Source organism: Stenomitos frigidus ULC18 (assembly GCF_003003795.1).
Lineage (GTDB): Bacteria > Cyanobacteriota > Cyanobacteriia > Leptolyngbyales > Leptolyngbyaceae > Stenomitos > Stenomitos frigidus_A.
This window is the reverse complement of sequence record NZ_PVWK01000026.1, coordinates 12,048-37,272: the sequence shown is the minus strand read 5'-3', so window position 1 is coordinate 37,272 and position 25,225 is coordinate 12,048. Positions and strand designations below refer to the sequence as shown.

20 protein-coding genes are annotated in these 25,225 nt (G+C 49.9%); 9 read left to right on the top strand and 11 right to left on the bottom strand.

Annotated features, from left to right (window positions below; translation table 11 throughout):
• Positions 1-129: 129 nt before the first annotated feature.
• Together C7B82_RS31955 and C7B82_RS05220 are read right to left on the bottom strand one after the other, a co-directional pair.
• A complete protein-coding gene (locus C7B82_RS31955) occupies positions 130-288 on the bottom strand; it encodes a hypothetical protein (RefSeq protein WP_181357355.1) in 159 nt (52 codons plus the stop codon).
• 144 nt (positions 289-432) lie between these two features.
• Positions 433-2,616, bottom strand: a complete 2,184-nt coding sequence (locus C7B82_RS05220; protein WP_106255253.1) for a lytic transglycosylase domain-containing protein — start codon at positions 2,614-2,616, stop codon at positions 433-435.
• A 284-nt stretch (positions 2,617-2,900) separates the two neighbouring features.
• Between C7B82_RS05220 and C7B82_RS05215 the strand changes: the two genes are divergently transcribed.
• Entirely contained in the window at positions 2,901-3,371 is a 471-nt protein-coding gene (locus C7B82_RS05215) for a CRR6 family NdhI maturation factor (protein WP_106255252.1), read from the top strand.
• 382 nt (positions 3,372-3,753) lie between these two features.
• Here the strand turns inward: C7B82_RS05215 and C7B82_RS05210 are convergent, their stop codons facing one another.
• Complete coding sequence (locus C7B82_RS05210; RefSeq protein WP_106255251.1) at positions 3,754-4,344, bottom strand: D-glycero-alpha-D-manno-heptose-1,7-bisphosphate 7-phosphatase; 591 nt, start codon at positions 4,342-4,344, stop codon at positions 3,754-3,756.
• A 3-nt stretch (positions 4,345-4,347) separates the two neighbouring features.
• A complete protein-coding gene (locus tag C7B82_RS05205; RefSeq protein ID WP_106255250.1) occupies positions 4,348-5,310 on the bottom strand; it encodes a glycosyltransferase family 9 protein in 963 nt (320 codons plus the stop codon).
• A gap of 344 nt (positions 5,311-5,654) precedes the next feature.
• On the opposite strand from C7B82_RS05205, the gene ispD reads away from it, so the two are divergent.
• On the top strand, positions 5,655-6,341 hold the full coding sequence (ispD, locus tag C7B82_RS05200; RefSeq protein WP_106255249.1) for a 2-C-methyl-D-erythritol 4-phosphate cytidylyltransferase: 687 nt from the start codon (positions 5,655-5,657) through the stop codon (positions 6,339-6,341).
• Between the two features lie 65 nt (positions 6,342-6,406).
• Here ispD and C7B82_RS05195 read toward each other — a convergent pair whose 3' ends face one another.
• Positions 6,407-7,531: a tetratricopeptide repeat protein gene (locus tag C7B82_RS05195; protein WP_106255248.1), complete on the bottom strand. Its 1,125-nt coding sequence runs from the start codon at positions 7,529-7,531 to the stop codon at positions 6,407-6,409.
• A gap of 1,115 nt (positions 7,532-8,646) precedes the next feature.
• On the opposite strand from C7B82_RS05195, the gene C7B82_RS05190 reads away from it, so the two are divergent.
• From C7B82_RS05190 to C7B82_RS05165, 6 genes are all read left to right on the top strand, one after another.
• Positions 8,647-9,480 carry a 2OG-Fe(II) oxygenase gene (locus C7B82_RS05190; RefSeq protein ID WP_181357354.1) on the top strand — a complete coding sequence of 278 codons (834 nt, stop codon included), beginning with the start codon at positions 8,647-8,649 and terminating at the stop codon, positions 9,478-9,480.
• A gap of 148 nt (positions 9,481-9,628) precedes the next feature.
• On the top strand, positions 9,629-10,966 hold the full coding sequence (locus C7B82_RS05185; protein ID WP_106255246.1) for a hypothetical protein: 1,338 nt from the start codon (positions 9,629-9,631) through the stop codon (positions 10,964-10,966).
• 152 nt (positions 10,967-11,118) lie between these two features.
• Positions 11,119-12,111 (top strand): glycosyltransferase family 2 protein, encoded by a 993-nt coding sequence (locus C7B82_RS05180; protein WP_106255245.1) that lies wholly within the window; start codon positions 11,119-11,121, stop codon positions 12,109-12,111.
• On the top strand, positions 12,108-12,650 hold the full coding sequence (locus C7B82_RS05175) for a serine O-acetyltransferase (protein WP_106255244.1): 543 nt from the start codon (positions 12,108-12,110) through the stop codon (positions 12,648-12,650). The genes C7B82_RS05180 and C7B82_RS05175 overlap by 4 nt, the downstream gene beginning before the upstream one ends.
• Before the next feature lie 260 nt (positions 12,651-12,910).
• Positions 12,911-13,456, top strand: a complete 546-nt coding sequence (locus C7B82_RS05170; protein ID WP_181357353.1) for a pentapeptide repeat-containing protein — start codon at positions 12,911-12,913, stop codon at positions 13,454-13,456.
• Positions 13,457-13,541: 85 nt separating this feature from the next.
• Positions 13,542-15,206, top strand: a complete 1,665-nt coding sequence (locus C7B82_RS05165) for a response regulator (RefSeq protein ID WP_106255242.1) — start codon at positions 13,542-13,544, stop codon at positions 15,204-15,206.
• Between the two features lie 77 nt (positions 15,207-15,283).
• On the opposite strand, the gene C7B82_RS05160 is transcribed toward C7B82_RS05165, so the two are convergent.
• From C7B82_RS05160 to lysA, 6 genes are all read right to left on the bottom strand, one after another.
• On the bottom strand, positions 15,284-15,865 hold the full coding sequence (locus C7B82_RS05160) for an NADPH-dependent FMN reductase (RefSeq protein WP_106255241.1): 582 nt from the start codon (positions 15,863-15,865) through the stop codon (positions 15,284-15,286).
• A 162-nt stretch (positions 15,866-16,027) separates the two neighbouring features.
• Complete coding sequence (locus C7B82_RS05155; RefSeq protein WP_106255240.1) at positions 16,028-18,982, bottom strand: PAS domain-containing protein; 2,955 nt, start codon at positions 18,980-18,982, stop codon at positions 16,028-16,030.
• A 409-nt stretch (positions 18,983-19,391) separates the two neighbouring features.
• Complete coding sequence (locus C7B82_RS05150) at positions 19,392-20,774, bottom strand: peptidoglycan recognition protein family protein (RefSeq protein ID WP_106255239.1); 1,383 nt, start codon at positions 20,772-20,774, stop codon at positions 19,392-19,394.
• Positions 20,775-21,004: 230 nt separating this feature from the next.
• Entirely contained in the window at positions 21,005-21,754 is a 750-nt protein-coding gene (uppS, locus tag C7B82_RS05145; RefSeq protein ID WP_106255238.1) for a polyprenyl diphosphate synthase, read from the bottom strand.
• Positions 21,755-21,835: 81 nt separating this feature from the next.
• Positions 21,836-22,726 carry a diadenylate cyclase CdaA gene (gene cdaA / locus C7B82_RS05140; protein WP_245939743.1) on the bottom strand — a complete coding sequence of 297 codons (891 nt, stop codon included), beginning with the start codon at positions 22,724-22,726 and terminating at the stop codon, positions 21,836-21,838.
• Positions 22,727-22,849: 123 nt separating this feature from the next.
• The gene (gene lysA, locus C7B82_RS05135; protein ID WP_106255236.1) at positions 22,850-24,322 is read right to left on the bottom strand and encodes a diaminopimelate decarboxylase; all 1,473 of its coding nucleotides are present in this window, start codon (positions 24,320-24,322) and stop codon (positions 22,850-22,852) included.
• 95 nt (positions 24,323-24,417) lie between these two features.
• Here lysA and rimI point away from each other — a divergent pair, with 95 nt between their 5' ends.
• Complete coding sequence (gene rimI / locus C7B82_RS05130) at positions 24,418-25,107, top strand: ribosomal protein S18-alanine N-acetyltransferase (protein ID WP_106255235.1); 690 nt, start codon at positions 24,418-24,420, stop codon at positions 25,105-25,107.
• Positions 25,108-25,225 lie beyond the last annotated feature (118 nt).

The window sequence follows — 25,225 nt, the reverse complement described above, 5'->3', positions numbered from 1 at the left end:
TAGATGAGCAGAACATTCGCCTGTACACGCTAACCTTCAGCAGACGACCTGCTTGGCGCAATGTTACAGCCAATGTCGTCAGCCAGTTTGGCACAATAAAACGTGGAAACGTTAGACGTAAAAATCTCATCACCAATTTGCATCGAGAATGCGACGCATCTTGTAGAGGCACGGCAATGCCGTGCCCCCAACCAACGATGAATCTGCAACGATCGTGCTTTGAATGGGTATCACGATCGACCGCAAAGCAGGAACTCCAGCAGGCAACGCCGCTTCGGTTAACCACAAGCAGCAGGATAGGAACCCGCAAGTGTTAACCGCCCTTGGTTAGACGCGCCCTACCAATCATCTTGGCAATTTCTAGACACGTTTCCCAGTACCCGTTAGGGTGATCCTGCTACCACTAGGGTAATCCTGCTACTAGAGCTGACCTCACGAATTGGGCACTGTTTCTGCCGGATGTTCTTGAGAAACCTGCGTCAATTTCTGAGAAATTTCTGGGTTGTAGAGCCGCAGATAGTTCCAGTAGTTTTCAAAGACTGATTTGACATAGCCTTTGGTTTCCTTGTAGGGGATGTTCTCGACAAACACATCGGGGTCTTGCTGCCCAGCCTTTGCCACCCAACCACCAACGGCTCCAGGACCAGCGTTATAGCTGGCGATCGCCAACATCGAATTACCGCTGTATTCCTGATGGGTATAGTCCAGATACCAGGTGCCTAGCTTGATATTGTCATCGGGATCGTTCAGCTGGTATTCCTTCAGCTTAATTTGCTTGGCAATCCAGGCTCCTGTATCAGGCATGACCTGCATTAAGCCAGTCGCACCAACACTAGAGCGGATACCCGGCATAAAGCGTGATTCTTGCCGAATCAGTGCGGTGACCAGGAGCGGGTTCAGCTGCCGCTCTTGCGACCAGGTTTCGATCGGCTCTAAAAACGGGAATGGGTACAGCGCTTGCCAGTAGGATGCTTTCCGTTTGAGCGATCGATATTGCTCCTGTTCTTCTGGCTTGTCTCGTTCTTGTAAGAAGGACACCATGAAAATGCCATCCAAATAGTCGCCAACGCTTAACCGCATCACCCCATCGGTGAATTGCTGTGCTACTGAAGGCTGCATCGGGTCTTGAAATTCCACCTGCCAGAGTTTCCAGGCGTCACGGTCTTGCCCGAGTTGAAAGAGCTCCTTCAGTGCGGTAGAGCCAACGGGAAGATCAGGGCGCGATGTAGGACGAGTCACGGCTGGTTTGAGTTGGCGCACGCTGTTAAAGTCTCCTACTTCCCAACCAAGACGCGAGGCCGATCGCCACGCGTAATAGGACTGTGGATACTTTGCTAGCACTTGCTCATAGGCAGTCTTTGCTTCTTTCTGCTTGCCCAGTTGTTCCGCCCATTTGCCACTCCAATAAGTCGCTTCAGGAGCCTGTTCGCTGTTTGGGTTATGGATCGTCAAGGACTCTGCCCACACGCGAGCCGATTCGGCATCATTCGCTGCGCCGCGCTCTTGGGCAAGGCTCCATCGCAGTTCAGCCGCTGCATCCGATTGACTGTAGCGAGTGAGTAAAACTTGGCGTACCGCTGCTGCAAACTTGAGACTATTCTGCTGCTCCAACAGTTTGGCTTTCTCTAAAAGTGCCTCTCCTGCTTTGGCTGGAAAGCGCTGAGCGACCAGATCCAGATAGCTTACAGCTTGTCCTGGTTCGACTAATTTGGCTAGACGTAGCAAGGCTAAAGCCGTCTCGCTAGCATTTGGGAACGCTTGAACAACACGCTGATAGGCCTGGGTCGCCCCGCCTTTTTCGCCGAGTTGCAGCCCTCGGCCGATGCGGTAGGCATTCAGCGGCGTATAAGGAGCGCGAGCATAAGCGGCTCCAGCTTTCCCATAGAGTTGCTTTTCCCAATAGCCGAACGCGATCGCTTCCCAGTCTTTGGGCTGTAGTTGCGCTGCGTAGTGACTGGTCAAAGCGTCCAGCACATCAAGGTAGTTTTGGGCGTAGAGCGCATGCTTCGCGATCAGCATGAGCAGTTGAGGCTGTTTAGGATTTTGCTTCAACCGCTGTTGAACTAACGCGATCGTACTGGGGTGCGCTGGAAACTGCGCGATCGCTTGATCTCCATAGCGTGGATTGTCGCGTTCTAGAGCAACCAGAGCTTCTGCCGCTACTGGATTCTTGGGATAGTCTTTGATTAATTGTTGCCAGGTTCCTTGTACGTTAGCCCGATCGCCCATCTGTTCATAGGCCTTCGCTCGGTGCTTCAGCACGTTTGCTGCCAGCACAGGGTAGCTGTTTTCTAGCTCTCGCAAGGGTTCTAATGCCTTTTTGCCCTGCCCTTGCTCAAGCAATTCAGCTGCCAGCAGATAGCGGGCACGGCTACGCTCTGGCGATTCCTTGCCTCTCACGATCGCCTCAAGCGCTTTTGTGCGCTGCGCGGGTGGCAGGGCTTTAAATGCACTCACTGGTCTCTTGGTGCTACCATCGGCTGCGGTAAGAGCCGCGATCGGTGATCGCTGGTGCCAATGTCCACTCCATTTCATCAGTGGAATTACGGCTCCTACAGCCAATGCTCCCAGTGCCGCCAGTCCCAACCATACCTGGGTCTTCCGTTGCTTCAGCATGAAGCCTCCCAAAATTGGGTGAAATCTCCCTGTGAATTTAGCACTTTTAAAGGAAAGTGACCGTTTGATTTACGAGAAATTAAGCAGTGCTTACAGAGAAACCCAGTTTCTTCACCAGTACAAGCGGCTTGAGCATCCTGATAGCATTCAGAAAACCAGTTTCTCCTCACTGTTTATGCAGGCTTCGCGAGTAGATTCAGTGAACTCCGCGATCGTCCGTCAAAGAACTGTCAATTCAAAGGAAGATAGGAAGAAACCTGTCTTGCTTGCTGGACTTCATAGCCATGACAACGATCGCCCTCAATGCAGACCTCATCAACACACTCGATTTAGCGCCAGCGCAAACAGTCGTTGATCCGCTGTTACAGCAGAGAAAACTAATCGCTTACGAACAGCAGCTTCAGTTCAGGATCGATTACCCTCAAGCGTCAGACGATCCCAGAGAACTGCCAGAAATTCCTGAAGTGCGGCTTTGGTTCATCCGACTGGATGCTCTTTACCCCTGGCTGCCATTTCTGCTGGACTGGAAAGCAGGCGAACTCACCCGCTATACAGCCATGCTGGTGCCCCACCAATTCCACCCTAAAGAGGGTATTCAATACAATCCAGAAGCGCTAGAAATTTTCGTGATGCACAAAATATTCTTACTCGCAGATTGGATGCAGCAACAAGGCATCGAAGGACAATCTCGACTCAAGGCGATGACTCAAATGTTTGGCTACGAAATTGATGACGCTTTTTTTGAATTGTTATGAAAATTGCTATCGTAGAGGCTGTCCCAGCCATCGCCCTAAGCAACCTTGAGACGCCTCTCTGAACGCTCACTACGTCAAAACTCCTGACGATCAAAACCTCGAACTAATGAACGCGTGCGACAAAGAATGCACAGATCGCGGCATACCCTGCAAAAAAAGCAATTTCAACTATCACAGTCATAGGATGGTCCTCCTAACGATGCAACAACAATCTCATAAGCATACTTAATCAATATGCTATGGATCAAAATAAAGAGCATTCCCCAGTAGGGGTATATCCTAGGGCGATCGCCTCAAACTTGCCCTGGAGACGACTTGAAGACGCCGTAGAACATGTCTACTACTATTGTAGTACTACAGCTAGGCTCCCCTGGGTTCCGCATTAGATGACGTCAATCTGCTGCAAAATCCAGTCGGCTGCGTTGAGTAAGTCACGTGCGATAAAGTCCGGTTTGGTTTGGTGCTGATAGCGACCACTCAGTATACGATCGCCAAACCCTGTCTGCACCAGAATGCCCGAGCAGCCTGCGTTGTGCGCCATATCAACATCAGTTGCTTTGTCGCCAACCATAAAGCTTCTGTTGAGGTCTAAATCATGAGCCCAGGCAGCCGCAACGAGCATACCAGTATTGGGCTTACGCCAGGTACTCCAGCGGGTGTAAGCTGGCTCAGTGCCACCTTCGGGTGCGCTTAAGTAGGGGCAGTAGTAAAGTGCATCCAGGTGCGCTCCAGTTTCGGCTGCTAGTAGCTGGCAGAGGCGATCGTGCAAAGCGTTCACATGGCTGGCGGGATAGTATCCCCTCGCGGGGCCAGACTGATTAGAGACTAAGCAGCAAAACAGACCGGCCTGATTCAGTTGTTTCACCGCTTGGGCAACACCAGCGATCAGATTCAGGTCTGTAACCTCATGGATGTAGCCCACTTCCTGGTTCAGAACACCATCGCGATCAAGAAAAACGGCCCGTCTGGTCACACGCTAACTGCTCCAAATTTTCTCCAACACTGCTTGAGGCGAAATGTCCACCATGCTGCCTGTCAGCGATTTGATGCCAATAAAACGGTTCCCTTCAGGCAGCAGTTTTTTGGGATCGGTGGGGCCAAAAAGCGCCAGAGTGTACGTCTTCACTGCAACAGCGAGATGCATCGGGGCACTGTCAGTACACAGCATCAGGTTCGCAGCTGCAATCATTGCCGCCAGTTTGCCTATATCCGCCGGAGCCGTCACTTTAAGTTTGGGGCTAGCCTCTAAGAGCGCTTCGACAAATTCTGTGTCTTCAGGCCCTTTGACTACAACGATCGGCAGATCAGGCTGTCGCCGCTCGAAGTCCTGAATAATACCCTTCCAGCTTGTGACGGGATAGATCTTGTCGATCCCCTTCGTTTTAGCAAGCTGGCTAGACCCACCATGAATCAGCACGTAGCCGCTACTTTGAATGCCCAGACGCTGACGTTCGCCCTCTGCCCAAGCAAGATCCTTCTGAGGAACGCTCAGCGCTAGTTCAGGGCAGGGTGTGTTGATATCCAGACCTTGTAGCAGGTCGTGGTACATCTGAGCAGCGTACTGATTTTTTTTCAATGGCACCGCATTGGTCAGAAAAAGCTCGCCAGCGCTGCCGGCATAACCCACTCGATTGGGGATGCCCGTCAACCACAGCAGCAAGCCAACCGTCCAACGCTGTCCTAGCGAGAGAACAATATCGTACTCCCGCTCACGAATGGCTCCCAACAGGTTGCCTAAATCTGCCAGGCTATTGCGCCCTTTGAAGTCAAACAAAATCGTACTGTGCACCGATTTAGAAACCCGGTAGGCATCTTTTGCCCTGGGTTCAACCACCACATCGATTTGGGCTTTTGGGTAGGTTCGCTTCAGATCATCCAGGGTGGGGAAGAATAAGATTTGATCGCCAATTCCGCCAGGGACAAGGGCTACGATTCGCATAATAATTCTTTACGCTAATTCGCCTTTAATTTTAAGTGAAGATACAGGAAAGTTTTGCGTCTTGTACGTCACCATACGCCCATAATTTGAAACGCGGATGAGTGCAAGCCCAAAAACGTCAACGTTGCTTTGAGCAACCAACGTCTAGCCATTGGATATAAAAACCGCCTGGGTTTGATCCTTGACACTCTTGTTGTCAAGCGGCGTTGAGCAAGGTCGCCAACCGGTATATGACTCCATGCATCCCTGTAAGGTTACCATCGTTCGTCCGTGTTCCTGAAAGCTTGTACCCTGAAATGCTCTAAAGTCACTGCTGGTGCACCATAAACACTTAGAGGACTACCGTGTATCTTTTGATTCCTGCTGCCGGATCGGGTCGCCGTATGGGAAGTAGTCGCAACAAGCTGCTGCTGCCTTTACTGGACAAACCCCTGCTTGCCTGGACGCTTGCTGCGGTCAAGGCGTCACGATCGGTACGCTGGGTTGGGATCATCGGCCAGCCAGACGATTTTCCTGATTTTAAGGAGATTGTGATCAGTCTAGGAATGACAAAATGCGTTCATTTCATCCCCGGTGGCGCGACACGACAGGAATCTGTCTACAAAGGCTTACAAGCATTACCAGCCGTGGCAGCACGAGTGCTCATTCACGATGGTGCGCGCTGTCTGATAACACCTGCCTTGATCGATCGCTGTGCTGCCGAAATTCTCCGCTGCCCAGGACTCATTGCTGCCATTCCAGTGAAAGACACGATCAAGGTAGTAGAGCCCACCACGCAACTGATTACGAGTACGCCCGATCGCCGCCAACTGTGGGCTGCCCAAACACCCCAGGGCTTTGCAGTCGAGCAACTGACTCACTGCCATAATGAAGGCGTGCGCCAAGGCTGGGAAGTCACCGATGATGCAGCGCTCTTGGAGCAATGCGGCTTGCCCGTCAAAATTGTGGCGGGTGAGGAAAGTAATTTGAAAGTGACAACGCCAATGGATCTGGCGATCGCAGAGTTTATCCTCCGCCAACGCGATCTCTAGTGCCTGAGCTTATTGCTTAGTGAAGTCGGCCTCAGTGGTGCAAATTAATAGCTGCGGACACAAAATTACTGCTTCTCTCGCTTCAGATCGTCCAGCAGGTGATCGGTATCCTTAGCGGCATCCTTCTTGCCCTGGTCTTGATATAAACGCTTTGCTTGTTCTAGTGCAGTGATTGCTTCGTCTCTGCGATCGCGTCCTTTGAGAGCCTTGCCGAGCTTGTAGTAAGCATCGGGGTTCTGCGGAAACGCAGCGACGTACTGACGATACGCAATGACAGCAGAGAGGTAGTCTTGCTTTTCCATGTAGATATCGCCGATCGCACCCTGAGCCTCAGCCAGATCTGCTTTTAAGAACAGAGCCCGCTGGTAATACTTAAGTGCGCTAGTATATTGACCCTTCGCTGCTAAAAGCTTGCCAATGCGCAGCTGAAGTGCTCCATTACGTGGTTCGAGCTGACTGGCCCGTTGAAACGCCGCTACGCCTCGCTCTAAATTCCCTTGATCGAGCAAAGCTGTACCGAGGCTGACCTGCACACTGCCTTGCTTGGGAGCAAGACGAGCTGCTTGCAATAGAGGCTTAATAGCATCTTGAGGACGCTCTTGCTGAAGAAACAGGTTGCCCATCAGCTCGTAGGGTCGATAATTGCGCGGCTCAAGCGCGATCGCTCGTTGGCTCACACGCAGCGCCTCAACATAGTTTTTCTCGCGAGTCAACACGACGCCTAGAGCAATTTGAGCATTCATGTGGCGAGGGTTGAACAAGGTTGCTTGACGATAAGCAGCGATCGCGGCATCGTTGTTTCCCAGGTTAGCCTCGCTAAAGCCCACTGCGTAGTAAAAGTCAGCATTTTTGGGGTCAAGGGTAAGCGCCTGCTGATAGGCTTCGATCGCTTCACGGAACTTTCCCTGGTTGGCTTGCAAAAAGCCAATGCCCGAAAAGATGCGCGGATTCTTAGTATCTAGCTCCGCTGCTTGTTGATAAATTGCGATCGCATCCGACACATTCCCCGCATCGACGAGCTTACGCCCCTCCTTAAGCAATTCTGTCACCTTATCGTCGCCTGCCGACTTACGGGATGGCTGTGCTTCTACGATTTGTGGCATGATCAGCCCTAGCAGCAGCACCAGACTCACAACAATGGAAGTTTGTTTACGCACGATCATTTTTTGGGACACACGCTTTTCAGGCATACATAGTTGCTTGGTTGGCAGACAAATTACATTACAGGAAAGGCTTCTGGTTGGGAAGCCTACACTAAAAGTTTGTCGTAGTTATGCCCGTTGCACCTGAAGGTAGCAAACCTTTTTACGGTTTAAGAGTCCTTTATCTCCTCTTTACGAACATAGATAAAGCCTGAACTAAATCTGTAAGCCTGCAATAATCCCTATCAATCAGATGAGGGAGGTGAGAAATTCGAATATCACTCCATCTCACACGAGGCTCTGCTCTGCTAACGTACCTTCCACCTGACGTTTTTGGGATTACCCTTTGCTAGGCTAACAGTAAATTTTGAGTAAAAGAGTCGAGGATTGCCACCGCCTATCTCAGCAGTTAGGATAGGCTTCTAACGGTGAGGTGCCAAGCCCTGTCCGAAGGGATCTCAGTCAACGTATTTGACTCATAGATCCAGCAGATCCAAGCGTAGCCACTTCATCGGCAAGACTGTAAGTGGAAAGCGTAGCCTTCTGAGCTGCACACACCATTAGTAGTAGCTAAATTTGGGGAGGTGTTAGTTTTTGCAAAGGCTGTCAAGCTTAATCAATTTTTGTGAGCGACAAACTAGGTTGGGCGCTATGGATGTCAGAAACAAGAAGGCGCAGAGAAGCGGTTGGGAACTATTCTTGGGCATATGATAAATAGCCACACTCTTTTTTATTTGACGATGAATAATCTCGACAGAAAGAGAGATGTATCCAAGAGCACACTAGAAAAACAATTGCTACTCCAATGCTGCACCTTGCACTTCGTCTTTTGATAATGTCGATCTTCAAGACTCGTAAGTCAATCATCGACAAATCACCTCAGCAAAAAGGCCGTTAACAATGGCTGGAGGGTTGTTAAAGATGAGTTTTGTTGTTAAGCCATGTCACGTTAGCTCACGGCAGTGCTTCCTCAATTCAAAAGCTATTCGGAGAAACGTTTTATCTAAGAATAGAGAGATAGAGGAAATGACTACAAAGTTTCTGTGATGTTGTTAACCAGGAAAGACTTTAGCCTGATTGGACTATTAGACTTTTGACACTTTGTACGGACTAAGTAGACCAAGATTATTTTTTGTATTCGAGAAATTTCGCTAGAGAATGTTATGAACGCAACCCCTCCAATGTTTCGTCTTGATGTAGACTATCTGAAAAAAATAGCGGTTCAACACCGTGAGGACTATGCTTCAGCGAAACCATTTCCTCATATCGTGATCGACAACTTCTTACCTGAATCGCTTTTGGAAGAAATTCTAACGGAGTTCCCGAAGCCGGGACAAATTGACTGGCAATCATTTCAAACACCTGCCGAAAAGAAACTTGCTTCAAAACATGAACATCAAATGGGAGACGCAACACGACTCCTACTCTACAGTCTCAATTCCTCTACATTCATCACCTTCCTGGAAACACTGACGAGCATTGATGGCATCCTTCCAGATCCTCATTTCGAAGGCGGAGGACTTCACCAAATTGAACGAGGTGGCTTTTTGAAGATGCACGTAGACTTCAATCATCATAAAAAATTGCGTCTTGATCGCCGCCTAAATTTCCTGCTCTACCTAAATAAAGATTGGAAGGAAGAATACGGCGGTCATCTTGAGCTATGGGATCAAAATATCACTCGATGCGAAAAGAGAGTGCTTCCGGTTTTCAATCGGTGTGTTATTTTCAGCACCACTGATTTTTCTTATCACGGTCATCCTGAGCCCTTGACCTGTCCTGAGGACAGAACAAGAAAGTCACTAGCGCTCTACTACTACACCAATGGGCGTCCTACGGAAGAAACTTTAGGGACACCACACACAACTATTTTTCAAACTCGTCCGCAAGACAATTTTCAATTGGCAGAACCTTCACGCACACCTATTAGAGATGTTTTGAAGAAGTTCATTCCACCGATTTTGGTCGATGCTCGCGATGCTTTGAAAAACAAGTAATTAGCCAACGATTTCTCCCTGCAGCACCTGCTCGAAGTCAGACCTTTCTCAACTGGCAAAGAGCGAGAAATGTGCGTCTTACATTCTGGTACCGTTTTTGCTCCTTGCCAGTTGCCATTCTACTGTTTTGGTTTGATGAAGGTGAACTATGAATACTCTCGTTTTGTATGCCTGGTTCCCGATCGTTGTTTATTTGTTTATTCGCTTTCCGCCGCAGCGAGCATTGGTTATTAGTTTTGTGACAGCCTGGCTGTTCTTACCATTAGCCGAATTTAAATTGCCTGGTCTTCCAGTGGAATACAACAAAATGTCAGCAACGTACTTGGCTGTTTTACTTGCAACGTGTCTTTATAACGTTGACCGTTTTAAGGTATTTAGATTCCACTGGTTTGACATACCGATCGTCGTTTACTGCCTCTGTCCCTTCGCTTCATCAATGACCAATGGCCTTGGTGCCTATGATGGGTTTTCCAGTACTATTGGGCAAACGATGGGCTGGGGTGTCCCCTACTTTCTGGGTCGCATCTATCTCAATAACTTTTCCGGATTGCGTCAGTTAGCAATTGGCATTTTTTATGGCGGACTACTTTACGCTCCTTTATGTCTTTTTGAGACTGCCACTCATGTTAACCTGCATGGGCTTATCTACCGCTTCACGGCTGGAGCTGCAGACATTCGCTATGGAGCATACAGACCGTCCGTTTTTCTGCAGAATGGCTTGGTACTAGGTACGTGGATGATGTTCGCTACCTTAATGGGAGTTGTGCTATGGAGAACTAAAACAATCAAGCAGATTCGAAACATTCCGATCAGCTGGATTGTTGGCTTTTTATTAGTAACGTTTATTTTAGTCAGGGCAACTGGCGCTTATTCCTTGCTGGCTGCAGGGCTGATTATTGTCATTACAGCGCAGTGGTACCGAACCGGTTTTTTACTATGGTTCATCATAGGTGGAATGTTTATTTACCTATACCTAGGAGTGATTGGCGATTTTCCTGGACAAGAAATCATTGACTTTTTAACAAATTTCTTTGATCCAGAGCGTCTGCAATCTCTTGGATTCAGATTTATGAATGAAGAAGTCCTTTCAGCTAAAGCACGCCAAAGAATCTTATTTGGCTGGGGCGGCTTTGGCAGAAATATGCTTTATAAAGAGGGTGGTTATGTCATAACAATCACTGATAGCCTGTGGATTATTGCCTTTGGTATCAATGGGTTAGTTGGGTTAGTGAGCGTTTTTACAGCGTTACTCTTGCCTGTTTTAGGCTTCTGGTATTTCTACCCGCCTGCTTCTTGGTCACACCCTAACATTGTGATTGCAGCTGCGATCGCAGCAGGGCTGGCTATGTATGCCCTGGATTGCGTTTTGAATGCTTTTCCCAATCCAATTTACACATTGGCGGGTGGTGGCCTTACCGGAGTGCTTCTGACCCGAGAATCACAAGGTTTTCCGGCTCGACAGCCACTTGTCAGGCAAGTTAGGTGAAGCAATAAAAGGTTCGGTGCCATATCGAGATGCATTGCCTGTTCAGTTTGAGTCTGATCATTGTGATAGCCTTTACGGAGATCTCTGATACGCGATAACGGATATTTTTGAATGAAGACTTATAGTTTCTCTCTAAATTAAGGTTTGTTCTAATGTCCAATACGGTTCAATTAGATCAAACAACAACGCTACTGGTTGTTGTTCTTAACTACAAGACACCAGCGTTAACGATCGACTGCTTGCACTCTCTATCAGAGGAGATTCGGGCAATCCCTGGTAGTCACGTTGTAGTCACCGATAATGCTTCTGGTGATGGTTCAGTTGAGAAGATTGCGTCTGCAATGAGCACGAACCAATGGCATGACTGGGCTACGCTGATGCCGCTAGACCGAAATGGTGGTTTTGCCTTTGGCAACAATGCAGCCATCCGTCCCGTTTTAGCGCCAACAGCTTCATGCCCTTATGTACTGCTGCTTAATCCGGATACCGTTATTCGTCCAGGCGCTATCAAAGCGTTGTTGGAGTTTATGGAAAATCGGCCGGATGTTGGGATTGCAGGCAGCCGGTTAGAGGATTTAGACACAACGTCGCAGCAATCAGCCTTTCGGTTTCCGAATATTTTGGGAGAACTAGAGTTCGGTTTACGATTGGGTGTCATGTCTAAGCTACTTTCGCAATGGGCAGTTGCACCAAAAGTTGCTGATTCCCCCCACCAGACGGATTGGGTGGCGGGTGCAAGCATGATGATTCGTCGGGAAGTGTTTGAATCGATCGGCTTACTAGATGAAGACTACTTCATGTATTTTGAGGAAGTTGACTTTTGCTTGAGAGCACATCGGGCTGGATGGGCTTGCTGGTACGTACCGCAAAGTCACGTTGTCCATTTTGTGGGTCAAAGCTCTGGGGTGACCGATTCTAAACGCCCACCCAAACGTATGCCCACCTATTGGTTTGACTCTCGGCGACGCTACTTTTTGAAAAATCATGGCTGGTTATATGCAGCACTAGCTGATGCAGCCTGGCTTTCAGGTTTCACTCTATGGCGCTGGCGGCGAGCCATTCAACGCAAACCTGATACCGATCCCCCAAAAATCTGGAGTGATTTTCTAGTAAACAGTGTGTTTGTGAGGGGAGGACAGATTTGAGCACTGGCGAGACTGAGCCGTTAGGGCTTTGGCAGCAAATTCAGGAAGACTGGGAGGTTCACGGACGTGACTGGACCAAACCAGGGTTTCGAGCCGTAGCAGTACATCGCTTTGGCGTATGGCGTATGACGCTTGAGCCAAAGCTAGTGCGGGCCCCTTTTAGTCTGCTTTATCAAGCGCTATATCGAAAAATCCGCAATGGTTACGGCATTGAATTGCCTTATACAGTAGAACTTGGTCGTCGAGTAGTTATCGAGCATCAAGGGGGAATTGTTATTCATGGTTACTGCCATATTGGCGATGACAGTATCATTCGACAAGGGGTAACGCTAGGGCTGCGTTATCTTGACCGCCACTTCGATGCTCCGAAATTAGGCAAGCGGGTCAATGTTGGCGCTGGTGCGGTGATCCTTGGCAATGTTACAGTTGGCGATGATGCAAACATTGGAGCGAATGCGGTCGTTTTGTCTGATGTTCCACCGAAAGCAACAGCCGTTGGTATCCCTGCTAAAATCATCGGGTCTGAGACCATCAAGTAACGTCTGCATGCTCACACAATTAGTCTGGGAGCATGCAGGACAGTAGGCTTCGCAACAGATCCAGCTTTTGTCTATCCATCTTAAATTGGCAGACAACCAGACGCTAGACGCCTATCACTGTTGTGCCAATTCACCCTACCAAGACTGTTGAGAAGAGTTCGCGTCAGCCTTGGAGGAGGATGCTTGATCGCCACGAACGCGCTAGACTTTCACTGATCATTAATGGGGGCAAGCGGCTTCCATTAATCAGGAGAGACATTATGTTTAGCAGCGGTGCGACTGAACTATTGGAGCGCTATGCGACTGGGGTGAGAGATTTTAGTAGGGCCAACCTCAGAGCGATCGTTTTGAAACAGGCGAACTTACGAGGTATTAATCTTCAGGACGCTGATCTTGGCGATGCCAATCTGCTGAACGCTGATTTAATGGAGGCTGATTTAAGCAGCGCCAATTTGAGTCATGCTAGTTTGCAAAAAGCTGACTTGACTCAAGCTAACTTGGAGAGCGCTACATTACATAAAGCAGATATGCGGGAGGCTAAGCTGCACGGCACCAGGCTATGTGGTGCTGATTTGAGGGAGGTTAACCTCTCAAATGCAGATCTAAGAGACGCTGATTTGAAGGGGGCTACTCTGTCTGGCGCTGATCTACTGCACGCTAGTTTTTATAGAGCGAATTTAGGTGGCGCTGATTTGAGGGGAGCAGATTTGTTTCAGGTTCATCTCAAAGACGCGTATTTTGATGACAAGACTCAGTTTGATCCCGGTTTTGATCCGATCGCTCTAAAGATGCAGCGTTCGGGATGATGTTTTGAAAGCTTATTAAAGCCTTTCAAAACATGATTGGCTAGGTACAGGGTTATAAGTAGCGAAGAAGAAGTTGGTAGTGTGCATGGCTAAACCTGTCATTCTGACCGTTGATGATGACCCCGAAGTGTTACAAGCAGTAGCAAGGGATTTGCGTCAGCAGTATGGCGGTCGCTTTCGCATTGTCCGCGCCGAGTCTGGTGCTGTTGCCCTGTCGACGGTTGAAAAGCTCAAGTTACGGGATGAACCGATCGCCTTATTTTTAGTCGATCAGCGCATGCCCCAAATGAACGGCGTTGAGTTCCTAGAACACGCACTAAAGCTCTTTCCGACGACCAAACGTGCCTTGCTGACTGCTTACGCAGATACAGATGCCGCCATTCGTGCCATTAACTCGACCCAAATTGATTACTATCTGTTAAAGCCGTGGGACCCACCGGAAGAGCGCCTCTATCCAGTGCTAGATGATCTGCTAGATGACTGGAAGGCAAACTTTCATCCGCCTTTTGAGGGCATCCGTGTCGTAGGTTCTCGCTGGTCGCCGCAATCGCATCAAGTCAAACGCTTTTTGGCTAGCAATCAAGTACCCTACCAGTGGCTAGACCTTGAGTTAGAGACAGAGGCAAGGCGCTTGGTTACATACGCTGAGTCGGACGATCGACAACAGCTACCGCTGGTGCTCTTTCCCGATGGCTCACAGTTGGTGCAGCCATCCAACGCTCAACTGGCAGAAAAAATTGGTCTGAGAACCCATGCAGAGCGTCCGTTCTACGATCTGGTGATTGTCGGCGGTGGACCCGCTGGTTTGGCGGCGGGAGTGTATGGCGCTTCGGAAGGGCTGAGTACTGTGATGCTTGAACGCGACGCGCCCGGTGGACAGGCTGGCTCCAGTTCTCGGATCGAAAACTACTTGGGCTTTCCTGTAGGGCTAAGCGGTGCTGATTTAGCTCGGCGCGCGGTGACGCAAGCGCGCCGCTTTGGGGTAGAAATTTTGGCGCAAGAGGCGATCGGTGTGCGGGTCGAAGATCCGTATCGCATTGTCAAACTGGCGGATGGGAGTGAGCTGAGCTGCCATGCGTTGATGATTGCAACGGGTGTCTCTTACCGCAAGCTGGATGTGCCGGGGATCGATCAACTGAACAGCGCGGGCGTCTACTATGGTGCAGCAATGACTGAGGCGATCGCCTGTGGTGGTGAAGACGTTTATATCATCGGTGGCGCCAACTCAGCTGGACAGGCAGCGATGCATTTCTCTAAATATGCTCGTCGTGTCGTGATATTGGTGCGGGGTGAATCGCTGACAAAAAGCATGTCGCAGTATTTGATCGAGCAAATTGAAGCCACAGAAAACATTAGCGTTTGTACAGGCTGCAGTGTGATTGAGGTCAAAGGAGAAACACACCTGGAAGCGATCGTCATTGCTAACGCGGAAACGGGCGAAAACAACACGGTACCCGCAACCTCGTTATTTGTCTTCATCGGTGCCAGCCCTCGCACCGATTGGTTAGACGGCGTCGTGGAACGAGATAAACAAGGCTTTATTTCAACCGGGCCAGATCTGACGCGAGATCAGCCACGGCCCAAAGGATGGACGTTGGAGCGTAACCCGTTTTTGCTGGAGACCAATGTTCCCGGCATTTTTGCGGCAGGTGACGTGCGCCAAGGTTCAGTTAAGCGGGTCGCCTCTGGCGTAGGCGAAGGGTCGATCGCGGTACAGTTCATTCATCAATATCTCAGCAAGGTGCTGTAAGACTCATCCAGAGAAAAGACAAGACGGAGCCTTGCACCTAGTGGCTTTCAAGTAAGGCTGGCTGGGCGCTCAGACTGTTACGTTTTTAGCTTTGCCACGATCGCTGCCACATTTTCACCGAGACTAGCGATCTCGGCCTGCTGCTTGGGGTCTTTCAGACTGCCATCAATCTGAAAGGCTTCGTAGGCGTGCCCAACGGCAATTTGGTCTGGCAGCACAATGACTTTGATGTTGCCCAAAATTGAGCGCAGGTGTACTAGGCCGCGTAAACCACCCAAAGCACCAGGAGACGTACTCATCAGTGAGGCAACCTTACCGGCAAAGCAGCCCAATGGCGCTTCCCCCGGAGCAGGGCGAGACGCCCAGTCGATCGCATTTTTCAACACGGCCGTCAGTGAACTGTTGTATTCAGGCGAAGCAATCAATAAGCCGTCATGGGCTAGTAGGAGATCTTTGAACTGTCGCGCACCTGCCGGAAGTTCTTCACGTGCTTCCAGATCTTCATCGAACAAAGGCATCGAAAAATCCCGCAAATCGATGAATGTTGCCTCTGCTCCTGCTGCTCTTGCACCTTGAGCAGCGATCTTAACAAGCTTCTTATTAAACGAATCAGTCCGGGTACTGCCAGCAAAGGCCAGAATTTTAGGCGTGTACGTCATAGAATGCAGTCTGTAGATTGAATGACCAGTTTGCTCTTCAAGTGTAGGACAGACTTTTTGGATGGCGACCACACGGAAGCAGTTTATAGTCAGGCTCAAGCCGATAGCCTCTAACAAGCTGGGGTGGGGCTTCAATGAGACAGTCAATGAGACAGTCATTGACTACACCGATTGCTGTAAAGGAATTTCAATGATGAATTCTGTACCTTCTCCAGGAGACGAAAGGCAGCGCAACGAGCCACCATGCCGCTCTGTGACGATTTGATAGCTAATGGATAAGCCCATGCCTGTCCCCTTGCCGACCGGCTTCGTGGTAAAGAAGGGGTCAAACAAGCGCTGCCGAGCTGTTTCGGCGATGCCAGGGCCATTATCAGCGATCGCAATCATGACGCGATCGTCTGTGACGAGTTGGGTGCGAATGCAAATCGTGTTGGGATTTTGCTCTACGGCACCAGCGTCACGTTGACTGTCCCCCTCATCTAACGCATCGATCGCATTGCTAAGAATATTCATGAACACCTGATTAAGCTGCCCCGCGTAGCACTCGACCAGGGGCAAGTCACCATAGTCTTTAATAATTTCGATCGGCGGGCGGGTATACTCTCGCCCCTTACTACGAAGCTGTTGCACCTTGAGGCGACTCTGCAAAATCATCAGAGTGCTATCAATACCTTCGTGAATATTGACCGCTTTGAACTCAGCTTCGTCCATGCGAGAAAAAGTTCGCAAAGACGCGACGATCTGCTGAATGCGGTCAGCACCTACTTTCATGGATGTCAGCAGTCTCGGTAGATCAGTAATGACAAACTGGATGTCGATCGCATCGGCAACGGACTTGATTTGTGATGCCGGGGTTGGGTAATGCTGCTGATATAAGCCGAGGAGATTGAGCAGATCTTGGGTATATTCGTTGGCGTAAGTGAGATTGCCGTAGATAAAGTTGACAGGATTGTTAATTTCATGAGCCACGCCGGCCACCAGTTGCCCCAAACTCGACATCTTCTCGCTTTGTACCATTTGCGCCTGCGCCTGCTGGAGCTCTTGTAGGGCTTGCTCTAATTGCTGTGCCTGTTGTTGAGCAGTGTTTGCAGCAGTGACGCTCTGGTTGTAAAGTTCTGCCTGATTAATGGCGATCGCAAGCTGGCTGGCAACCGCTTGCAGCAGTTCTATTTCCGAGTCGCTCCACGGACGGACAGCGGTGTGATGACCACAATGAATGCCACCCAGCTGACCAGAGAGTATGGGGACAGGCAGTAGAAGCTCAGAATGATAGCCATAAAAGTGCAGGATTTCACGCGCTTCTGGCTTCAGATGTGGATCGGTCGCAACATCATGGACGCAATAAGGTGTTTGGCTCAGTAGGCTCTCAACAATGGGGTTACGGCGATCGGCTGGCTGACTGAGGTCTTGTGGATAGGTACCAAGAAAGCTAGGAAACGCAGCATCACGTGACTCGTGGGTAAATTCAAGGCTGGATCGCTGCTCAGACTGGGTGTGATACCAGCAAAAGCTACAGCGATCGATCTTCAACAGGTTACGGACTTCATGCACCGTCGTTTGAAGAATGGTATCCAGATCCAGGGAACTGCGAATTTGATTGGCAACGCGATTGAGCAATTCTTCGCGTTGAGCCAGCTCCCGCAACTGTGCTTCACTCTGCCGCAAGGCCGCTTCAGCCTGCTTACGTTCGGTAATGTCTTCGGTAATGGCTAACAGATACTGTGGCTTGCCCTCTTCATCAAAGACAGCCGTTTTCTTGGTGTGCAAAATGCGCGTTTCACCATTAGTCTGTAGCAACGTTTCTGGAATATCAATGATGCGCCTGCTCTTCAAGACCTGCCGATCGTGCTCCATCAAGGCTTCAGCTCGATCTAACGGCAAGCAATCGTAAGCGTTCTTGCCCATCATGTCTTTAGCATTGGCTCCAAGCACTTCTTCAGCAGCTGGGTTCCACAGCACATAGCGAAGCTCTTTGGCCTCTTTCGCAATGACAGCAACAGGCAGCGTTTTCAGCACAGATTCTAAAAATTTGCGGGTGTGTTGCAGCTTCGCTTCGGCTTGATTGCGTTCATGCAGTGCTGCCTGACGCTCATGTACCTCTTGTTGAAGCTGGGCGACTGTTTGCTGCAGTTCAGTCGTACGCTCTTCAACACGATACTCTAACTCTTGCTTCGCCTGCTTCAACGCGGCTTCTGCATGCTTGAGGGCAGTAATATCGCGCATGGTACCCACTAAAAACCGTTTGCCCGACGCATCGTGCAAACACGCTTTTTTGGTTGAGAAGATGTGAGTGATGCCATGCAAATTAGTCAAGGTTTCCTCATCTTCACGATCGCAACCGCTGGTCAGTACCACCTGGTCAGTATCGCGGAAGAACCCAGCTTGTGCTGCATCAGGAAAGATATCGTGATCATTCAGCCCAATCACATCGGCTCGGTTCCAGCCCATGAATTGGCAGAAAGGATCGTTCAACACAATGTACCGATGCTGCTCATCTTTCACAAAGAGGGGATCGGCTGTGGCGTTAACAACGTCGTTCAAAAAAGCTGGTGAAATGTGCGCGATCGCATCGGTTTCCTGATCAGGATGCGGTTGTGCAGCAGACTCACTCAACGAGACAGCGGTTAAAGACTTTGATTGTCGTGATGGTTCAGTGTACGCTTGCACGATTGACAACACACCAGTCACCTGCCGCTGGGCATCAAACAACGGTGTATTGTGCCATTCACAGGTAATGACTCTACTATCCCTGGTGAACGTACGATTCAGGGTGCGATCGCTGTTGCGCTGGTGAAGCCATATGCTCATGGCTTGGTGGCTATGCTCTGGTGTTAATAGTGTTGTTATGTGACAACCGATCGCTTCTTGCCTGGTATAGCCAAAAAGACTCTCAGCCGCTGGGTTCCAGTCCACGACTTGAAACGCTGTACTCCATTCAATGATGGCGATCGGCAAGTGCTGCAGTACAACTGAGAGTTTATGAGGCGCTGCTTTCAGGGTGTATTCAGTCTGTTTAAAGTGCAGCAACTGCTGCTCAATTTGCGACAGCATAGCTGCTTGTTCAGCGACACGCTGTCGCAAGTCTATCAACTCTTGGGACGACGATTCAGAAAGCATACTGGCTCTTTAGGGCGCTCTAAGCATTCAGTGGGTTCACGTCTACTACAGCCGGAGTCAGTCGCTTATTAAATGTATCTTTCTATGATCAAGTTCTCGAAGGTCATCTTTTGACCTTCATGGATTAAACAATGAAGTAGCTAAAACTTAAAATCTTGATCCCCTTAGCGTCCCTTAAAAAAGGATGCGCTGACAAAACCCCTTTTTCAAAGGGGTTTTGAGATCTCTCCTATGAATTCGATCGCTGCCACCTGTATCCAATCGTTTGAATGGAAAGAAGCTGAGTCAGCGCACATTTCTTTAATGTTTATCTTAAGGCTCAGATGCCCCTAATCCATACCTGACTTATCAATTCTCCCCATGTAGTTGATGAATTTTAGATAAAGATTGCGGTCATAGAGGTCCTGTTCTAGGACACACCCAAATTTCCATTGACCGCTTGACGAATATCTGGTAAACGAACAGTCTTACCACCTTCGGTACCGGGGCATTCTGTAGCCACACGATCGCGGTGTCCCATAATACGAGGTAGGCTGCGGGTGCCAAAATCAGCGGTCGGCGTCGGAATGGGAGTAATCGTGTTGGTAATACCATACCGCTTACAGAGAAGCGTACAGAGAGCCACTGCCGAGTTATACATCGCCTGACTAATCGTAGCACTGGTGTAAACGCCATCAAAGGCAACTCCCAGCCCATCATTCACGACATCATGAGCCCCCCGCTTGGTCTCATTCCGGGCTGAATACACTCGACCACTGGGCATGATGATGAAGTGATAGCCAAGATCTGCCCAGCCATTACCATTGACGTGACCGTTGTAGATCACTCGCATACGAGCAGCTTCATCTGCCACCGCAGCACTGGTTGAAGGCGGGTTGCTGAGAAAGGTATGGTGCAATGTGATACCTTTGGGCTTGAGGTCAGGCAGATCGGATGGTGTTGGCGTGCTAGTCCAGGTGTTACGTGGCAGCGCTTGAAAGGTGCCAGCTTCGACTCCAATGACCTCAATCACGGTTTGGGCTTTGTCTTGCTCAGACCCAATAATTTCGATGAGGCGGTTCCCAATTTGGCGCAGTACCGTTTGAGCTTGCCACTTCCCATCTTGCACTCTTGGGCGAGCCAGTTCTAAGCGTTGGTCTGCTCGCAGAATGAGCTGGTCGCCATTAGTGTAGTTGGTTGCCTCACCGGACAGAGTGATGGTGGCTTCCACTTTTACCTGCTTAGGTGGATTGGTGAAGTTCACGCGTGGCGGACGCGGTTGGGCAGCGACCACATCTACTTGAGCCTGGGCACGATCGCGACCATCTGAGCTAATAATTTCCAACACTCGCTTGCCTGGTTGGTTAAACCCGATGGTCGTTTGCCATTTCCCAGCCCGCACAAAGGGCTTTGCCAGGTCAAACTGTTGATCCGCTCGCAAAATGAGAGCGCTACCATCGGGGAAATTTGCGGCCGTCCCTTCTACTGTGGCGGTTTGCAGCACAGGTAAGCGGGTGGGTACCTGAGTAAATTGGAGCTTCTTTGCCTCAGGTACCGTGGTAACGACCGGAATAGTGAGTTCAGCGCTGTCGGTGCCAATCTCAAGTTTCAAGCGCCGATTGCCTGCCTGCTGAAACAGAAAATCGAGCTTCCAGGTGCCATCCACATCGACGACTGGCCCTGTAGCGCGAAACTGTCCATCGATCGTTAGCAAGAGGTTGCTGCCAGCATAAGAGGGCGATGCAACGCCTAAGATCGAAAACCGCTGTTGCACCAGCACCGGAGCTTGGGGCGATTGAGTAATCTGAAGCATACGGAGAAATCCTCAAAACGACAGCGCATTCCCTGCTGAACCAGTTTGCTCAATGGAGGCTGGAATGGTCAAGTACTGGTGGTTAAGTCAATGCCACATAGCTGCAAAGTACTGACTCAGAGCTTGCGCAGAAACTGGGTTTCTCCACAAGAATAGGTCGTTTGAGGCTCCAGTCTACAGCCAGAGACCAGATTCTTTCAAACCGTGCGTTAGTCCGATCGACCCAAGAATTATAGTTTCCCGAAGCGTCGATCGCGTTGTTGATAAGCAGACAGCGCCTGATAAAAGGCCTTGCGATCGAAATCGGGCCACAGCGTATCCGTCACGTACAGCTCTGCGTACGCCATCTGCCAGAGTAAGAAATTACTCAACCGCATCTCGCCGCTTGTACGAATTAATAAGTCAGGATCACAAATCCCCGCTGTGTAGAGATGGCGCTCAAACACAGCTTCGTCAATTTGTTCTGGTTGCAAAAGGCCTTGCTGTACCTGGGTCGCGATCGCCCGACAGGCTTGAAGAATTTCTTGTCGCCCACCATAGTTAGTGGCAACGGTAAACCGAATGCTCTGGTTGTGCTGGGTCAACTCAACCGATCGGGCAATTTCTTCTTGGAGCGACTGCGGCAATGCCTGCAGATTGCCCACAAAGCGAATTTGCACATTTTCCTGCACCATTTCCCGCAATTCCTGACGCAAGACCCGCTCAAACAAAGTCATCAAGAACTCAACTTCCTCGGAAGGACGCCCCCAGTTCTCCGTTGAGAAGGCATAGGCAGTCAGTGCTTGGATGCCCCAATCGCGGCAGCAGCGTAGGAGATCTTTCAGCACATCAACACCACGGCGATGCCCCATGATCCGGGGCATGCCACGCTGCTTTGCCCAACGTCCATTGCCGTCCATAATTACAGCAACATGTCTAGGCAGTCGTTCACACTCAAGGTCAGCAGGCAACTCTTGCAAAACAGTTGGCTTTACGGTCATGGTCTCTCCCAGCAGCAGACAATTGCATGTGAATAATGGACGTGAACGATCAAAAAGAAGTACGTTTGCAGCTCTCCACCCCTAACTTTTACCTTTGCGACGACCGAAAAACCGGGAGACTAGAGATAGTCCTTGAGTCATAACTTGCTGCGCCAAACTACGGAGGTTGGGTGCAACGGTGTCACGATCAGCTGTTTGGGAGAAGCGTGATTCTAGCAATTCCTTCAGTTTACTGCTGGTCAGCGGACGATTTAGGATACCCCGTTCTGCCAGCGAAATCGAGCCTGTCTCTTCAGAAACAACAACACATACACAGTTTTCTACGCGTTCGGTAATGCCCATTGCAGCTCGGTGACGTGTACCTAGCTGGCGGGAAGCCGTACGTTCTGACAAGGGCAAAATTACCCCTGCTGCGACAAGGCGATTATCGCGAATTAGAACAGCTCCATCATGCAACAAGGTTGTTGTCTGAAAAATAGTTTGAATTAGTTCCTTCGAGACTTCAGCATTGATCCTCACTCCCGGCACAGAAAAATCGCGCTCATCAATGGGAATACCTGTCTCTAGAATCAACAAAGCGCCAATGCGGTTTTGCGATAATTCTTTGACCGCATCAACAATTTCATCAGTGACACTACCAGATTTAAGTGTGCTTCTCCGTGAAGATTGGAACAACTGTAGGAGTTCACCGCGACCAAGCTGTTCCAAAAAACGCCTAAACTCCGACTGTAGAATAAATGCCATCGCGACCGCAGAGCCGATCACTAGATTACCCAGGACGAAACTCAATAGCGTTAACTCCAAGCGCCGGCTAAGGGCTGCTGCCAACATGAGCACGATGAACCCACGCACCATCCACAAGGTGCGCCGTTCCCCAATAATGACCAGCATCATGTATGTGAGGGCTAACACGAGCCCAACATCTAGGAAAAAGCGTAGGTTCTGAACGATAAGAAGCGGTAGGGACTGCATCCAGTTAGGGGTCGTCAGCAGCCATTGCCTCCATAGATATCCCATTGATCTGGATTAACCCTGCGCTTCTACACGTCCTAAACTCAATAACCTGAGATTGATTTCAATGACTGCGATCGCATCTCACGCGTGCGGAGTCTTTAATCGCTCCGGTAGACAATCCTGGCGAATCAAGTCCTGATACGTTTCTCGCTGTAGGATGATGTTAGCTTCTCCATCATTGACTAGTACAGCGGCTGGTCGAGCAATCCGGTTGTAGTTGGAAGCCATGCTGTAATTGTAGGCTCCCGTTGCCATCACCACGAGCAAATCGCCTGGTTGGGTCTCTGGCAAGTCTGCCTCTTGAATCACAATGTCGCCAGATTCACAATGCTTGCCGGCGATCGTCACCGTCTCTGCTATGGGTGCTGACATCCGGTTTGCCACCAGTGCTCGATAGATTGATTGGTAAGTAATCGGTCGAGGGTTGTCAGACATACCGCCATCCACAGTGAGATACGTACGAATGCCAGGAACTGTTTTTTGCCCGCCCACAGTATAAGCCGTGACGCAAGCAGACCCAATGAGCGATCGCCCCGGTTCACTCAAGAGTTTCGGTAGTGGCACATTCTGCGCGTTGCAGGCAGCCGCGATCGATTCACTCACTACCTTAACCCACGCCTCAATGCTGGGTGGATCATCTGACTCGGTATAACGAATACCTAAGCCACCACCAATATCGAGTTCTTGAATCGACAGCCCGTAGTGAGCTGCTTTGCTCAGCCATTGCACCATCACTGCACCTAAATCGTGATGAGGCTCTAGCTCAAAAATTTGGGACCCGATGTGAGCATGGAGACCGATCAATTCCAGACTGGGCTGCTGAACAATAAATTTAAAGACGTCATCCAGCTGATCCAGCCCAAACCCAAACTTGCTGTCAATACTCCCTGTGCGAATGTAATCATGAGTGTGACACTCGATGCCGGGAGTGAGGCGGAGCATGATGCGAATGGGAAGTGGAGAGTGAGAAGTCGGCAGTAGGGATGGCAACGTTTCTGCAACGGCTTCAGATTCATTGCTTCCAGATTCCGCCGCGATCGCCACCAGTGTTTTCAGTTCGTGCCAATTATCGAGCACGATCGTGCAGCCAGACGCCACTGCCATCTCAAGCTCGGCACGAGACTTATTATTGCCATGTAAGTAGAGCTTAGTCGGACTAACACCTGCTTGTATGGCTGTAAAAAGCTCGCCACCAGACACGATATCGATACCCAAACCTTCGCTAGCAACGATCGCACACACAGCCAAACAATTCCAGGCTTTAGAGGCGTACAGCACCTGCGATGCACCTGGGTAATAACGAACAAAGGCATCACGATAGTGACGGCAGGTTGTGCGCAGGGTTGTCTCATCCAATACATAGAGGGGCGAACCAAATTTCTGCACCAGATCAACCACGTCGCAACCGCCAATCTCCAAGTGGTCTCTCTGATTGACCGTTGCGGTTAGCGGTAGCAACTGCTGGTTGGGCGATCGCTCCGCTAAAGTCCCTGTTGCCTCGCTTAAATAGCGACGACCAGTCATTTGAACCGCTGTAGCGTGAGTCGATCCCATTGCGTCATCCTGCCTTTGGTTGGATTGCATACGTGCATTATGCTCTCTAGTTTACAATCGAGCCTTGTAGATGCTGAGCAAATAACGTACCTTTTGTGACTTTTCTCGCACTTCAACCACTATCCGCCGCTCTGTTACCCGCTGCTCTGGTACTTGACCAACGTTGCTTTGGTGGGCTTTGGACGCTAGATGGCTATCGCCGGGAGTTAGAGAGCCCTAATAGCGAGTTACTCGTTTTGATAAGGGAGACAGAGGGCAGAAGGCAGGAGGCAGGGGAAGCAGAAGCGGTGGGAGAAGATGAGGAGACAGAGGTTCGCCCCGAACTCAAAACTCAAAACTTAAAAAACCCCACCCCTCACGCCTCACCCCTCCTCGGTCTTGGCTGCTACTGGGCCGTGCTCGAAGAAGCGCACATCACCATGTTGGCGATCGATCCCACTCATCAACGGCAAGGGCTGGGGCAAGCCTTACTCTATGCCCTGATGGCGTCTGCCCATGCACGCGGACTAGAACGAGCCACTTTAGAAGTGAGGATTTCTAACCAGTCGGCACTCTCCTTGTATCAAAAATTTGATTTTTGTGAAGCAGGACGACGACGGCGTTACTACCCAGACAATGGCGAAGATGCTCTGGTGTTGTGGCGTGGCGGTCTACAAAGACCTGAGTTTGCTGAGCGACTCAAGGTCTGGCAACAGCAGGTTTGTGATCGTCTATGTACGCCTGGCTGGCAGTTAGCGGTCAGTGGTGATCGTTTCAAGCTGAATTCTCAATGCTTAAGAGATTAAGAAATCCTGCTTGACTTGCCAGCCACTTTTCGCTGACAATCACCCTTCGTAGCAGCTTCACGTAATGGCAAATCACTGGTTGCAGGTACGGTGATCACGGATCTACTGGTGGCAGATT

Bases quoted from the DNA above. Each gene is read 5' to 3' on its own strand.
- C7B82_RS05220 (WP_106255253.1), bottom strand. From the start codon at position 2,616: ATGCTGAAGCAACGGAAGACCCAGGTATGGTTGGGACTGGCGGCACTG.
- C7B82_RS05215 (WP_106255252.1), top strand. From the start codon at position 2,901: ATGACAACGATCGCCCTCAATGCAGACCTCATCAACACACTCGATTTA.
- C7B82_RS05205 (WP_106255250.1), bottom strand. From the start codon at position 5,310: ATGCGAATCGTAGCCCTTGTCCCTGGCGGAATTGGCGATCAAATCTTA.
- C7B82_RS05195 (WP_106255248.1), bottom strand. From the start codon at position 7,531: ATGCCTGAAAAGCGTGTGTCCCAAAAAATGATCGTGCGTAAACAAACT.
- C7B82_RS05190 (WP_181357354.1), top strand. From the start codon at position 8,647: ATGAACGCAACCCCTCCAATGTTTCGTCTTGATGTAGACTATCTGAAA.
- C7B82_RS05185 (WP_106255246.1), top strand. From the start codon at position 9,629: ATGAATACTCTCGTTTTGTATGCCTGGTTCCCGATCGTTGTTTATTTG.
- C7B82_RS05180 (WP_106255245.1), top strand. From the start codon at position 11,119: ATGTCCAATACGGTTCAATTAGATCAAACAACAACGCTACTGGTTGTT.
- C7B82_RS05170 (WP_181357353.1), top strand. From the start codon at position 12,911: ATGTTTAGCAGCGGTGCGACTGAACTATTGGAGCGCTATGCGACTGGG.
- C7B82_RS05165 (WP_106255242.1), top strand. From the start codon at position 13,542: ATGGCTAAACCTGTCATTCTGACCGTTGATGATGACCCCGAAGTGTTA.
- C7B82_RS05160 (WP_106255241.1), bottom strand. From the start codon at position 15,865: ATGACGTACACGCCTAAAATTCTGGCCTTTGCTGGCAGTACCCGGACT.
- C7B82_RS05155 (WP_106255240.1), bottom strand. From the start codon at position 18,982: ATGCTTTCTGAATCGTCGTCCCAAGAGTTGATAGACTTGCGACAGCGT.
- C7B82_RS05150 (WP_106255239.1), bottom strand. From the start codon at position 20,774: ATGCTTCAGATTACTCAATCGCCCCAAGCTCCGGTGCTGGTGCAACAG.
- uppS (WP_106255238.1), bottom strand. From the start codon at position 21,754: ATGACCGTAAAGCCAACTGTTTTGCAAGAGTTGCCTGCTGACCTTGAG.
- cdaA (WP_245939743.1), bottom strand. From the start codon at position 22,726: ATGCAGTCCCTACCGCTTCTTATCGTTCAGAACCTACGCTTTTTCCTA.
- lysA (WP_106255236.1), bottom strand. From the start codon at position 24,322: ATGGGATCGACTCACGCTACAGCGGTTCAAATGACTGGTCGTCGCTAT.